The 12,607-nt window shown below is 72.0% G+C and carries 11 protein-coding genes and 1 pseudogene; 6 read left to right on the top strand and 6 right to left on the bottom strand.

Annotated features, from left to right (window positions below):
• Positions 1–159: 159 nt before the first annotated feature.
• The 3 genes and pseudogenes from ASE27_RS10395 to ASE27_RS10385 all read left to right on the top strand — a co-directional run.
• A pseudogene (locus ASE27_RS10395) lies at positions 160–909 on the top strand ((Fe-S)-binding protein); the annotation flags it as partial.
• Positions 910–1,121: 212 nt separating this feature from the next.
• Complete coding sequence (locus ASE27_RS10390; protein WP_082608785.1) at positions 1,122–2,726, top strand: LutB/LldF family L-lactate oxidation iron-sulfur protein; 1,605 nt, start codon at positions 1,122–1,124, stop codon at positions 2,724–2,726.
• The gene (locus ASE27_RS10385) at positions 2,723–3,388 is read left to right on the top strand and encodes an LUD domain-containing protein (RefSeq protein WP_056649519.1); all 666 of its coding nucleotides are present in this window, start codon (positions 2,723–2,725) and stop codon (positions 3,386–3,388) included. The genes ASE27_RS10390 and ASE27_RS10385 overlap by 4 nt, the downstream gene beginning before the upstream one ends.
• A gap of 61 nt (positions 3,389–3,449) precedes the next feature.
• Here the strand turns inward: ASE27_RS10385 and ASE27_RS10380 are convergent, their stop codons facing one another.
• The 4 genes from ASE27_RS10380 to ASE27_RS10365 form a co-directional block, all read right to left on the bottom strand.
• Entirely contained in the window at positions 3,450–4,022 is a 573-nt protein-coding gene (locus tag ASE27_RS10380) for a TetR/AcrR family transcriptional regulator (protein WP_056649517.1), read from the bottom strand.
• Entirely contained in the window at positions 4,019–4,678 is a 660-nt protein-coding gene (locus tag ASE27_RS10375; RefSeq protein WP_200955932.1) for a sugar O-acetyltransferase, read from the bottom strand. Before ASE27_RS10375 ends, ASE27_RS10380 begins: the two co-directional genes overlap by 4 nt.
• Positions 4,679–4,712: 34 nt before the next feature.
• Entirely contained in the window at positions 4,713–5,297 is a 585-nt protein-coding gene (locus tag ASE27_RS10370; RefSeq protein WP_056649513.1) for an NUDIX hydrolase, read from the bottom strand.
• A 116-nt stretch (positions 5,298–5,413) separates the two neighbouring features.
• Positions 5,414–8,014, bottom strand: a complete 2,601-nt coding sequence (locus tag ASE27_RS10365; RefSeq protein ID WP_082608784.1) for a glycosyl hydrolase family 18 protein — start codon at positions 8,012–8,014, stop codon at positions 5,414–5,416.
• Between the two features lie 209 nt (positions 8,015–8,223).
• Between ASE27_RS10365 and ASE27_RS10360 the strand changes: the two genes are divergently transcribed.
• Positions 8,224–8,850: a uridine kinase gene (locus ASE27_RS10360; RefSeq protein ID WP_056649507.1), complete on the top strand. Its 627-nt coding sequence runs from the start codon at positions 8,224–8,226 to the stop codon at positions 8,848–8,850.
• Positions 8,851–9,053: 203 nt separating this feature from the next.
• Here the strand turns inward: ASE27_RS10360 and ASE27_RS10355 are convergent, their stop codons facing one another.
• Together ASE27_RS10355 and ASE27_RS10350 are read right to left on the bottom strand one after the other, a co-directional pair.
• Positions 9,054–10,589 (bottom strand): MFS transporter, encoded by a 1,536-nt coding sequence (locus ASE27_RS10355; RefSeq protein WP_200955931.1) that lies wholly within the window; start codon positions 10,587–10,589, stop codon positions 9,054–9,056.
• Between the two features lie 217 nt (positions 10,590–10,806).
• Positions 10,807–11,316: a hypothetical protein gene (locus ASE27_RS10350; protein ID WP_056649504.1), complete on the bottom strand. Its 510-nt coding sequence runs from the start codon at positions 11,314–11,316 to the stop codon at positions 10,807–10,809.
• Positions 11,317–11,494: 178 nt separating this feature from the next.
• Between ASE27_RS10350 and ASE27_RS10345 the strand changes: the two genes are divergently transcribed.
• Both ASE27_RS10345 and ASE27_RS10340 read left to right on the top strand, forming a co-directional pair.
• Positions 11,495–12,190 (top strand): DUF998 domain-containing protein, encoded by a 696-nt coding sequence (locus ASE27_RS10345; protein WP_082608783.1) that lies wholly within the window; start codon positions 11,495–11,497, stop codon positions 12,188–12,190.
• Positions 12,191–12,235: 45 nt separating this feature from the next.
• Positions 12,236–12,607 (top strand): YciI family protein, encoded by a 372-nt coding sequence (locus ASE27_RS10340; RefSeq protein ID WP_056649501.1) that lies wholly within the window; start codon positions 12,236–12,238, stop codon positions 12,605–12,607.

The following is a 12,607-nucleotide window of genomic DNA, read 5'->3' as shown; positions in this document are numbered from 1 at the left end:
CCACGATGGTCTACAGTGGCTCGGACATCGTGTGGTCAGACCACAGCCTGCTCGGCGCCGAGCAGGGGCCGGGAGGGCCGCGCGGTACCTCCGACGGGCACTCGCCGCCCGCCGGGACCAGACTGAATCCCACCGCCCCCTGCCCGGCTGGAGTCCCCAGTGCGCATCGCCCTCGCCGCCACCTGCATCGCCGACGCGATGTTCCCCCAGGCCCCCCGGGCCACCGTCCAGCTCCTCGAACGCCTCGGCCACGAGGTGTACTTCCCCGAGCAGCAGACGTGCTGCGGACAGATGCACGTCAACACGGGCTACTTCGACGAGGCGGTGCCCGTCATCAGGAACCACGTCGAGACCTTTGCTCCCGCGCTCGACGGCGAGTGGGACGCGATCGTCGTGCCGTCGGGCTCGTGCACCGGCTCGATCCGCCACCAGCAGGCCATGGTGTGCCGCCGCGCGGGGCAGGAGAAGCTGGGCGCGACTGCCGAGGCCCTCGCCGCCAAGACCTACGAGCTGTCCGAGCTGCTGGTCGACGTGCTCGGCGTGACCGACGTCGGCGCACACTTCCCGCACCGCGTCACCTACCACCCCACGTGCCACTCGCTGCGCATGATCCGCGTGGGCGACAAGCCGCTCCAGCTCCTGCGGGCGGTCGACGGGATCGACCTCGTCGAACTGCCCGGTGCCGAGAGCTGCTGCGGGTTCGGGGGGACGTTCGCGCTCAAGAACTCCGAGACGTCGACCGCGATGCTCAGCGACAAGATGTCGAACGTGAAGTCGACGGGCGCGGAGGTCGTCACGGCGGGCGACTACTCGTGCCTCATGCACATCGGCGGCGGGCTCTCGAAGCTGCGCTCCGGGGTGCGCACCATGCACCTCGCGGAGATCCTCGCCTCGACGCAGTCGGCTCCCACGCTCGTGGACCCCGATGCCGCGACGCCCGCGTCCTCGTCGCGGGGCGCCTCCGCCGAGGCCCCTGATCGGGGCGTGGATCCGTTGTCAGAAGCACACCGGGATATCCCTCGCCCCAGCTCTGACAACTCGTCAGAGACAGATCCGTTGTCAGAAGCGCACCGGGATATCCCCCGGCCCAGCTCTGACAACTCGTCGGCGGGGGTCGCGCGATGAGCACCTTCCTCGGCTTCCCCACCCGGCGCGGCGCCAAGGCCCTGCCCGACGGCGGCACGCACCACGGCGCGCCCGGCACCAGCGCGGAGCCCGGCTGGGCCGACGACGTGCCCCACCCCGACGCCCCGCTGCGCTGGGGCGCGACGTTCCCCGAGGCCGCCAAGCAGGCGCTGGGCAACACTCAGCTGCGGCGCAACCTGGCCCACGCGACCTCGACCATCCGTGCCAAGCGAGCGGCGGTCGTCGGCGAGGTGCCCGACTGGGAGGAGCTGCGCGACGCGGGCTCGACCATCAAGGCCCACGTCATGAGCGACCTCCCGCACCTCCTCGAAGAGCTCGAGCGCAACGTGACCGCGCGCGGCGGCGTCGTGCACTGGGCCCGGGACGCCGCCGAGGCCAACCGGATCGTGACGGACCTGGTCAAGGCGACGGGCGAGACCGAGGTCGTCAAGGTCAAGTCGATGGTCACGCAGGAGATCGGCCTCAACGAGGCGCTCGCCGAGGAGGGCATCGCGGCGTTCGAGACCGACCTCGCCGAGCTCATCGTGCAGCTCGCGGACGACATGCCGTCCCACATCCTGGTGCCCGCGATCCACCGCAACCGCTCGGAGATCCGCGAGATCTTCCTCGAGCGCATGGGCGACGCACCGCCCGACCTGACCGACGCGCCGCGCGAGCTCGCCATGGCGGCCCGCGCGCACCTGCGCCGCAAGTTCCTCTCCGCGAAGGTCGCGATCAGCGGCGCGAACTTCGCCGTCGCGGACACGGGCACCCTCGCGGTCGTCGAGTCCGAGGGCAACGGCCGCATGTGCCTCACGCTCCCCGAGACCCTCATCACCGTCATGGGCATCGAGAAGCTCATCCCCACGTACCAGGACCTCGAGGTCTTCATGGCGCTCCTGCCCCGGTCCTCGACGGGCGAGCGCATGAACCCGTACACGTCGCTGTGGACGGGCGTCACACCGGGCGACGGCCCGCAGGAGTTCCACCTGGTCCTGCTCGACAACGGTCGCAGCAAGGCCCTGGCCGACGACGTGGGCCGCGCGGCCCTGCACTGCATCCGCTGCTCGGCGTGCCTCAACGTGTGCCCGGTCTACGAGCGCGTGGGCGGGCACGCGTACGGCTCGGTCTACCCGGGCCCGATCGGCGCGGTCCTCACGCCCCAGCTCACAGGGTCGACGGGGAGGTCCGACCCCAACAACTCGCTGCCGTACGCCTCGACGCTGTGCGGCGCGTGCTACGACGTGTGCCCCGTGAAGATCGACATCCCGTCGCTGCTCGTGCACCTGCGGGCGCGCGAGGTCGACCAGGACCGGGGCCGCCCCACGGCCTGGGGCGCCGCCATGAAGGCCGCGTCGTTCGTCATGGCCACGCCCGGGCGGTTCGAGCTCGCCGAGAAGGCCGGCGGCGTGACCCGCGTCCTGGGTGGCAGCAAGGGCCGCATCACGTCGCTGCCGTTCCCGGGCTCGAAGTGGACCGACGCGCGCGACCTGCCCGTGCTGCCCCGGCAGAGCTTCCGCGAGTGGTGGGCTGACGAGCACGTCACCCCGGAGGCACCGCCCTCCCCCGCTTCCCCCGAGACCACCGGAGACGCCCGATGAGCGCTCGCGACGACATCCTCGCCCGCGTGCGCGCGGCCGTCATCAACGACGGCGCGCACCTCGGTGACGCCGTGGCCGAGCAGGCGCCCGTCTCGCGCGGGTACCGGACCACGGGCGAGCACTCCCCCGGGTCCCCCGCAGCCATCGAGGTCCTCGTCGACCGGCTCGTCGACTACCGGGCGATCGTGCACCGGGCCGCGACCGAGGAGGACCTGGCCCGCACCGTGGGCGAGCTGCTCGCGGACGCTCGCTCCGTCGTCGTGCCCCCCGCGCTGCCCCCGGGCTGGACCGGCGGGCTCGGGGACGCGACCGCCGTCGTGCACGACTCGCGCGAGGACCGCCGCACCGCGGCCGAGCTCGACCAGGTCGACGCCGTCCTGACCGCGTCCCGGCTGGCCGTCGCGGACACCGGGACGATCGTCCTGGACGGCGAGGACGACCAGGGGCGCCGGGCGATCACCCTGGTCCCCGACCTGCACGTGTGCGTGGTGCGGACCGAGCACGTCGTGCACACGCTGCCCGAGGCCGTGACGATCCTCGCCGCGCACCCCACGCGCCCGCAGACGTGGATCTCGGGGCCGAGCGCCACGAGCGACATCGAGCTCTCGCGCGTCGAGGGCGTGCACGGGCCGCGCACGCTGCACGTGATCCTGCTGGGCTGAGCACACGCTCGCTACCGAGCATGCGGTCGGCCACCGCATGCTCGGCACCAGCGGTCGGCGCTCAGCCCACCTGGCGCCGCACCGCGCGGCGCGCGCGCTCGGGGTCGAGCGGCCGGTCGAGCGGTCGGCCGTCGGGCCCCGTCGAGAGCGCCGCATGCAGCACGAGCCCTTCGAGGAGCGCGTCGACGTCGGGCGCGACCTCCGCCTCGACATGCCGCCGCAGGGCGGCCCGGCTCGCGGCCATCCACCGCTGGGTGACGGTGCGGAAGGCGGGCTTGCGTGCCGCGAGCACGTAGAGCTCGAGCGCGACGAGCAGGTCCCGTCGGTAGTTCCCCGACTCGTCGCACACGAGCCCGACGATCGCCTCGACCGGGTCCCCGCCCTCGGGGACGGTCGCCATGGCGGCCTCGAAGCGCGCAGCCGCCTGGACCGCGTGCCGTTCGAACGCGAGCCGCAGCAGCTCGTCGAGGTTCTCGAAGTGGTACGTCATGGATCCGAGCGGCACGTCGGCGGCCGCCGCGACCACGCGGTGCGTGGTGCCCGCGACACCGTGCTCGGCGATGACGTCGAGGGCCGCGTCGACGATCCGGGCCTTGCGGTCTGGATCGACGCGGCGCGGCGACGTCGAGGTCACGCGGGGTCGCCGCCGGCAGCGGCACCGGAGGTGCCGTCGGCCCCCTGGGTGCTCGCGGCGCTCTCGGTACCCTCGGCGTCGATGTGCCGCAGGACCCGCGCGGGGTTGCCCACGGCCACGACGTTCGCGGGCAGGTCGCGCGTCACGACGGACCCGGCGCCCACCACGGTGTTCTCGCCGATCGTCACGCCCGGGCACACGGTCACGCCGCCGCCGAGCCACACGTTGTCGCCGATCGTGATGGGCTGGGCCCCTTCCCACTTGTCGCGGCGCGGGCCCGGCTCGATCGGGTGCGTGGGCGTCAGGAGCTGGACGCCCGGGCCGATCAGCACGTCGTCACCGATCGTGACGGGCGCGACGTCGAGGCACACGAGCCCGAAGTTCACGAACGTCCGCTCGCCGATCGTCGTCTGGTAGCCCAGGTCGCAGCGGAAGGGCGGGCGGATATCGCTGTCCTCGCCGAACGCGCCGAGCAGCTCGGTCAGGACCTCACGACGGGCTGCGCCCTCGGTGGGGTCCAGGGAGTTGAAACGGTGGCTGAGCGACATGGCGCGCGCCGAGTCGGCGGCGATCTGCGGGTCGTCGGCGAGGTAGAGGTCGCCTGCGAGCATGCGCTCGCGCATGGGGCGCTGGTCGGAAGGGTCCGGGAAGGTCATGTGTACAAGCGTACACATGGGCGCGGGGCGCCCGTCAGGCGGAGGCCCGACGGCGGTGCGTCAGCTCCTCGAGGACCGTCCGGAGCCGCACGGGGAAGTCCTCGGGCGTGTCGGGCGGGAGCCGGTCCACCCGGAACCAGGCGACGGCCTCGCTCTCGTCGCTCACGACGGGCAGCGCCTCGAGGTCCGCGAACGCGACGTAGCCCACGTCCCAGTGGACCAGGCACGTACCGAAGCGGGAGGACAGCGCGTGCCGGTGCAGGTCCACGGGGGCGCCGTCGGGCTCGAAGGGCTCGAGGGTCTCGATGCCGCTCTCCTCGCGGGCCTCACGGAACGCCCCTGCCGCGAGGCTCCCGTCACCTGGCTCGACGTGCCCACCGACCTGGACCCAGAACTGCCCCTTGCGGTGGAAGCACAGCAGCACGTGCAGCAGGTCCGGGGTCAGCACGAAGCAGCTCCCGGTCAGGTGCTCGGCGCCACCGCGGAAGATCACGTCCCCCTGGCCCTCCTCGACGAACGCCACGTACTCCTCGCGCAGCGCGGCCTGCGCAGGGCTGAGCGGCGCCCAGGACCGGATCGAGTCGAGGGCGGTGGCGGCAAGGGCTTCGGCGGAGGTCACCCCGGAAGCCTACGACCGCCGGGACGCGCCGCGAGGTAGAGGGGTGCCGTCGAGGTAGAGGGCTCCAGCCCTCTACCTCGACGCGAACCCTCTACCTCGACGCAGGCGTCAGGGGGTCAGCAGGCCCCCTCGTCCTTCCACGGGCCCCAGTCGCTGACCACGGGAGCGTTGCCCTGCGTCCAGTACCGGGCAGACCACCTGTGGCCTGCGTGCGTGACCTGCGCACCACCGTTGTAGGCCGTCCCGGCGAGCCACGCGGCGGCCGAGCAACCGGCGCCACCGGTCGTCCCTCCCGTGCTCCCCCCGGGCGTCCCACCCGTCGTCCCGCCAGAGACCACGGGGTTCACGACCATGACGCCGCGCGGGTGGTCGTAGGTCGTGGCGTACGTGGTGGCCCCGATCGTCACGCGGACGTTCGAGATCTGCGCCATGGGCAGGCGCCACGACAGCTTGGTGGACGCCGAGCCGCCCGCCGGGATGCCCCCGGACGGGACCTTGAGCGTCGCCGAGTGCAGGTCTCCCTCGAGCCCGCCCACGTTGTTGCCGGTGTGGCCCGCGACCGTCGTGATGCCCCAGCCGTTCTGCTCGCCGATCGTCGCGGACGTGGTCGTCGCGAAGTCGAACGAGATCGTGGCTCCGGCCGGGATCGCGACCGAGGACCTGTTGGCGAACGTCACCCGCGGGTTGATCGGGTAGTTGTTGTCGCCGAGCGCGAACTCCGAGAACGACACCCCCAGGTCGATCGCCTCGGCGGGCGTCGCGGTCTTCGACTTGGCGGCGCCGTACGGTGCCGCGGTCGCGAACGTCGAGTGCATCCGCGTCACGAGGCTGTCGCCCATGCCGTACTCGCCGCTCGCCGCGTCCAGGCCGTAGTCCCCGGCCAGCTCCCAGATCATCAGACCGCCGTAGCCGCCTGCGACCACGTAGTCGGCCTTGGCCTGGATCGCCTGGTCGGAGTCGCCCGAGATGAACGACTTCGTCTGCGCGTTCCACCACCACTCGGTCTTGGTGACCGGGTCGAAGTGGTGCTGGTAGGTCCCGGTCAGCGGACCGGTCGGCGCGCCGTACGCAGCCGCGTAGGAGCCGACCCTGCCGTTCTGCAGGTTGAGCATGTGCCAGATCGGGTTCCCTCCTGCGGGGATCTTCGCCCCGGCCTTGTCGACGTCGTACCAGACGTTGTCGATCCCGCCCGCCCCGTTGCCGCACTTGGACGTGCCGCCCAGCGAGGGCCCGGTGCCGGGCGGGCACTTGGTCTGGTCGGGCAGCGCGGCCTTGCCCCACAGTCCGTTGGTCCCACCCTGCACGTTGGTCCAGCCGCGCGTGTAGAACGGGACGCCGATGTTGATGCGTCCGGCCTGCACTGCTCCGCGGAAGTAGTGCGCGGCCCAGTCGGCGTTGAGGTACCCGATCCCGTCGTAGGCCCCGTACACCCCGGCGGCCGCGAGCTCGCCGTCCTTGCCGTCGTCGAACAGGGCGCCGTTGCCACCCACGAAGTCGTTCCACGTCCCGTGCAGGTCGTACGACATCACGTTGACGTAGTCGAGGTACGGCATGATCTGGAAGACCTCCATGCCCCGCAGGAGCCACCCCGAGGCGGGGGCCGCGATCGTCAGCATGTAGTACTCGCCGTCCTGCGCCGCGGCCTTGTCGAGGGCCTCGCGCGTGGTCTTCATGAGCTGCTCGTAGTTCTTCCAGAGCTGTCCGCGTCGGGCGTCGGCGATCGCGAAGTCGTCCGGGTTCCCGGCCTTGACGTTCGAGGTCGGGTACTCGTAGTCGATGTCGATCCCGTCGAACCCGTAGGTCCGCACCATCGCGACCGCGGAGGCCGCGAACGCGTCGTACTCGGCCTGGGTGTCCAGGGTGTAGAAGCCGCCCGAGGCGACCCTGTTCCCGTCGGCCCCGAGGTAGCCGCCCGTCTCGGCCCAGCCGCCGACCGACACGAGCGTCCGCACGCCGGGGTGCTGCTTCTTGAACTTGGTCAGCTGGTTGAAGTGCCCCTTGTAGGGGACGGTCGGGTCGAGCGCGTTCTCCGCCCCCGCGAACGTCAGGCCCGTCGCCTCGCTCGTCGCGGACTCGGCGTTCACCGAGATCTTCGAGTCCGGGCCGACGTGCGCGAACGCGTAGTTGATGTGCGACAGCTTGGTCCACGGGATGTCGCTCGCGAGGTAGGCCGGCGTCCCTCCCTCGCCCGTGCGCCACGAGGTGAAGTAGCCGATCACGCGCCGGTCCAGGCCGTTCGGCAGCTTCTCGCGGCCGGCCTCGTCGTACACGTCGCAGTAGGGCACGTCGACGGTCTTGTTGACGGCCAGCCCGTCAGGACGGCACTTCTCCTGGGGGTTCGTCGAGATGGGCGTGCCCGGGTCCCCGCCGGTGGGGTCCCCCGTGGGGTCGGTGCCGGTGGGGTCGGTCCCCGTCGGATCGGTCCCCGTCGGGTCGGTCCCCGTCGGGTCGACCGTCCCGCACGGCCCGACGACCTTCCAGGCCCCCCACTGCTGCGTCCCGGGGACCTCGCCCTGGGTCCACCACGACGCCTTGTAGTTCGAGCCGGCGTACGACGCGGTCGCGCCGCCCGTGTACACCGACGAGGCCGCCCAGGCGGGCGCGCACGCCTCGGCCGCGAGCGCTGCGGGCACCGGCACCGTCAGGGGCACTGCCACTGCTGCCGTGGCGGCGGCTGCTGCGAGCCATCGCCTCACGGACCGTCTGCTTCGTTGCATGATCGACCCTCCCCAGCACGGCTGCGGCACCGTTGCCGCAGCATCGTGTGCGGCCACGCTAGGGCGAGGGCTCGTGGCCTCACATCAGGGTCTGCCACACGATCGCTACGTACGTGATTCCCGCACGAACCCAGGCGCCCGGGCGTACGTCTCACCGGCCCGACGGCGCCACGCACCAGGGTGCGTCCGCGGGCTGGGAGAATGGTCGGGTGACGAACGGCCTCTTCGACCTGCCTGAGGGCACGCGTGTCCCACCCCGACGGATCGTCCTGCTGACGGGTCCGTCGGGCTCGGGCAAGACGTCGTTGACCCGACGACTGGGGCTCCCGGTCGTCGCGCTCGACGACTTCTACCACGACGTCGACCACCCGGACATGCCGCACCGGTTCGGCATCGTCGACTGGGACTCGCCCGGGAGCTGGGACGCGGCCGGTGCGCTCGACGCGCTGCTCTCGCTCGCCACGACGGGCCACTCGGACGTCCCGGTCTACGACATCCCGACCTCGCGCCGCACGGGCACGACCCACCTCGACGTCACGGGCTCGCGCATCGTCATCGCCGAGGGGATCTTCGCGGCCGAGCTCGTCGAGGCCTGCCGGGCCGAGGGCATCCTGGCCGACGCGATCTGCCTGCGACGCCCACGGGTCATGACGTTCTGGTTCCGGCTCCTGCGCGACCTCGGGGAGTCGCGCAAGCCCCCGCTCACGCTGCTGCGCCGCGGCTGGGGGCTGCTGCGCGACGAGCCGCGGCTCGTCCAGGGCTGGGTCGACAAGGGCTGCCGGACCGCGTCGCCCGGGCAGGCCGAGAGGGACGTCCGCGCGCTCCTCGCGGGCTGACCCGAGCTCCGCGAGAGGCGCCACGACCGCCCGGGGCGCGCGACGCCGTCGGGCACCGGACGCCCCGTACGACGCGACCGCACGGGGCGCGTGCTGCCGGAAGGGGACGGAGACCCGACACGAAGGCCGCCCGACGACGCGCGTGGCGTCAGCGGGCGGCCTGGACGTGCTCCGGAACCGCGTCCCCGGCTCCGGGGACGCGCTCAGCCCAGGTGCACGGCGACCTGGTCGCCCTGCGGCAGGAGCTGCTCCTTGGGACCGCGGATCAGCACCGCGGCGATGACGGCGCCCACGACCAGGGTGACGGCCGTCGCGACGAACGCCGCCGAGTAGCCGTCGACGAACGCGGCGAGCTGCGACGCCTCGTCCGTCACGACCGCCCCCGCGACGACGCCCGCGTAGATGGTCGTGAAGACCGAGAGGCCGATCGAGCCGCCGATCTGCATCGAGGCGTTGACGGTCGCGCTCGCGGCGCCCGCGTCGTGCGGCTCGACGCCCGAGAGGGCCACGTTCTGGAGCGGGACCAGGACCATCGCCATGCCCACGCCCAGCACGATCAGGGCGGGCAGGATCTCGACCGCGTACGACCCGCCGACCGTGATGCGGCTCAGGTAGAGCAGCGCAGCGGCCGCGACCAGGGGCCCGCCGATCATGAGCGGACGGGGGCCGAAGCGCGGGAGGAGCTGGGTGATCACGGGGGCCAGGACGAGCGTCATGATCGTCATGGGCAGGGTGCCCAGGCCCGCGTGCAGGGGCGAGAGGCCCAGCACGATCTGCAGGTGGAGGGCGAGGTACAGCAGCGCACCGATCATGAGCGCACCGAAGATGGCCTGCAGCAGGAACGCGCCGGCCCGGACCTTGTTCGTGAGCACGCGCAGCGGGAGGAGCGGCTGCGCGACGCGGGACTCGATCCAGACGAACAGCGCGATGAGCACGACGCCGGCGGCCAGGCACCCGATGGTCTCGGGCGCGACCCAGCTGTGCTCGGCGAGCGTGAAGCCGTAGACGAGCGAACCGAGCCCGAGGACCACCACGACCGTGCCCAGCACGTCGTACTTGTTGTCCCCCTCGGCCTTGCTCTCACGGATCAGGAGCGCCCCCGCGACGAGCGCGACCAGGACGACCGGGACGTTGACCCACAGGCACCAGCGCCAGTCCGCGAACTCGGTGAGCGCGCCACCGAGGACCAGGCCGACCGCGGCCCCGACACCCGCGACCGAACCGAACACGGCGAACGCCGTGTTGCGGTCCTTGCCGCGCGGGAAGGACACCGTGAGCAGCGCGAGGGCCGCGGGGGCGAGCAGCGCTGCGAAGACCCCCTGGAGACCACGCATCGCGATGAGCTCGGTGCCGTTGCGCGCCAGGCCCGCGAGCAACGACGCGACGCCGAAGCCGACCATCCCCAGCAGGTAGGTGCGCTTGCGCCCCCAGTAGTCCGCGATGCGCCCGCCGAGCAGCAGGAGAGCCCCGAACGCGAGCGCGTAGGCCGTGACGACCCACTGGCGCTGGGTGTCCGTGAGGCCGAGCTCGAGCTGGGCCTGCGGGAGGGCGATGTTCACGATCGTCCCGTCGAGCACCACGAGCAGCTGCGTGAGCGCGAGGATGAGCAGGATCCACCAGCGACGAGGCCCCGACGCGCCGGGCGCGTCGTGCTCGGCCGACGCCGAACCATGGGGCTCGGCCGAGGGAGGGACCACCTGGGCCGAGGGCGCAGTGGTGGAGGGAGGAGAAGCGGGCATGACCGACCTTCGGGGACGCACAGCGGGGATCGTGGGGTTTCCAGCCCGGATCGAGACGCGTCCGCGAGGTGCCGGACCGTTCGACCGCCCCAACTTCGAAGTCGGACAGACGGACCATCTTAACGTGTCAGCACGTCAGGAAGCTGTGTGAGTTCCCCCACGAGGATTCACCACCGACGTCCGCGCGACCACCACCGCGGCCGCGCGGACGCGGATGTCAGCGCCGGGTCATCGTCGACGGATAGCCGCCTCCGTCCGGATAGACCCACTCGCCGACGAGCACACGGTCGTCGGCGTCGAAGGTCCCCTCGAAGAACGCGGGGCTGCCCTTGACCCCTGCCCAGATGGTCAGGGTGTCGCCGGTGAGGTCGTACACGTAGTCGAGCGTGTTGCCGAGGGAGTCGTAGAAGCGGGACACGACGTCCACACCGACGGGCTCGCCGAACGGGTGGAGGTTGCCGATCACCTCGAGCCCCTTGATCTCCTGCCCGAACTGGTCGAGCCGCACGCGCTGGAGGAGGAAGTACCCACCCTCCATCCACTCGTACGTGACCTCGCCCTCGGCGCCGCCGGTCACACGCCAGGTCCCGACGAGTCGTTCCAGGGCGCGGAGCCCTGCGCTGGGCGGCGCCTGGCCGTCGAGCCCGTAGGCGTCGACTTCCGCTGATCCGGTCGGGACGGTCGCGCTCGCGCCCGTCGTCTCGGCGGGGGTGCTCGTGCTGTCCATGGTCGTTCTCCTTCGTCTCGGCGCCACGTCCGGTCGGCCGCAGTCGTGGAGACCTCGTCACGCCTCCGCACGCCTCGACATCCAGAGACTGTGATGCACGTCACACTCCAAGGGTGTCAAGGCCCGGGCTGCGGTCACGAGGTAGCCGTGAACCGCCCCGCCACCGAAGGAGAACCTCATGTCACGGCAGATCCCGCTCCCACCGTCCCCGAAGCCACCGACGCTCGGCGCCGCCCGCACGCAGACGGCGGCGGCGGACCGTTCGAGCACCCGACGCCTGCTGGTCGCGGCCGCGGCCGCGGGTCCGCTCTTCGTCGTCTCCGCAGGCGTGCAGTCCGTCGCCCGGGAGGGCTTCGACCTGCGGGTCCACCCGCTCAGCCAGCTCTCCACCGGAGACCTCGGCTGGGTCCAGATCCTCACCTTCGCCCTGACCGGCCTCGGGCTCCTCGCCCTGGCGGTGACGCACCGACGGATCGTCACCGAAGGAGTCGGACGGCGCGCCGTCCCCGTGCTGCTGGGGATCGCCGGGGTCGGCTTCGTGCTCGCGGGGGTCTTCGTCATGGACCCGGAGAACGGCTTTCCCGTCGGTGCGCCCGACGGACCGGCGGACTCGATGTCGTGGCACGGCGTCGCCCACTCGGTGGCCGCCGCCGTCGCCTTCACCGCGCTCGCCGCTGCGGCCGTGGTCCTCACGGTCCGTGCGGTGCGTGCCCGTCAGGTGTCGGCTGCGATCGGCCACGGGATCGTGGGCCTCGCGCTGCTCGTACCCGTCTCGCCCGAGACCGCGAGCCTCCAGGTCGCGGCCAACGGGCTGATCGCCTTCACCTGGACCACGGTCCTCGCCCTGCGGCTGCGGACCCGTGCCCTCGGCTGAGAGTCTGGTCTCGAGCCGACCAGCGAACCTTCGAAGGAGAACCACGTGAAGTACCTGTTGCTCGGATACACCCCGACCGCCGCATGGGACGCCGGCTCCGCCGACACGCCGTCCGACGAGGCCCTCGCGGCCTTCGCGGCCTACCAGGAGTTCGAGGCGGAGCTTCGCCGGACCGGAGAGTTCGTGTCGAGCGAGGGCCTGGGCCATCCCGCGATGAGCACGACGGTGCGCCGCACCGACTCCGGCGTCGTCGCGACCGACGGCCCGTTCGCCGAGCTCAAGGAGGTCCTCGCAAGCTTTGCCGTCATCGACTGCGCGAGCCACGAGCGGGCCGTCGAGGTCGTCAGCCGCATGGTCGCGGTCCTGGGCGAGCCCATGGAGATCCGACCGATCATGGGCGACGACTTCGCGGCCTGA

The sequence above is a fragment of the Oerskovia sp. Root918 genome, assembly GCF_001428945.1.
In the GTDB taxonomy this organism is placed as follows: domain Bacteria; phylum Actinomycetota; class Actinomycetes; order Actinomycetales; family Cellulomonadaceae; genus Oerskovia; species Oerskovia enterophila.
The sequence above is the reverse complement of the archived record's forward strand: the minus strand, read 5'-3'. Positions and strand labels throughout refer to the sequence as shown.

Coding starts and splice junctions, on each gene's coding strand:
- ASE27_RS10365 (WP_082608784.1), bottom strand. CDS start 8,014: ATGCAACGAAGCAGACGGTCCGTGAGGCGATGGCTCGCAGCAGCCGCC.
- ASE27_RS10385 (WP_056649519.1), top strand. CDS start 2,723: ATGAGCGCTCGCGACGACATCCTCGCCCGCGTGCGCGCGGCCGTCATC.
- ASE27_RS10345 (WP_082608783.1), top strand. CDS start 11,495: ATGTCACGGCAGATCCCGCTCCCACCGTCCCCGAAGCCACCGACGCTC.
- ASE27_RS10390 (WP_082608785.1), top strand. CDS start 1,122: ATGAGCACCTTCCTCGGCTTCCCCACCCGGCGCGGCGCCAAGGCCCTG.
- ASE27_RS10375 (WP_200955932.1), bottom strand. CDS start 4,678: ATGACCTTCCCGGACCCTTCCGACCAGCGCCCCATGCGCGAGCGCATG.
- ASE27_RS10350 (WP_056649504.1), bottom strand. CDS start 11,316: ATGGACAGCACGAGCACCCCCGCCGAGACGACGGGCGCGAGCGCGACC.
- ASE27_RS10355 (WP_200955931.1), bottom strand. CDS start 10,589: ATGCCCGCTTCTCCTCCCTCCACCACTGCGCCCTCGGCCCAGGTGGTC.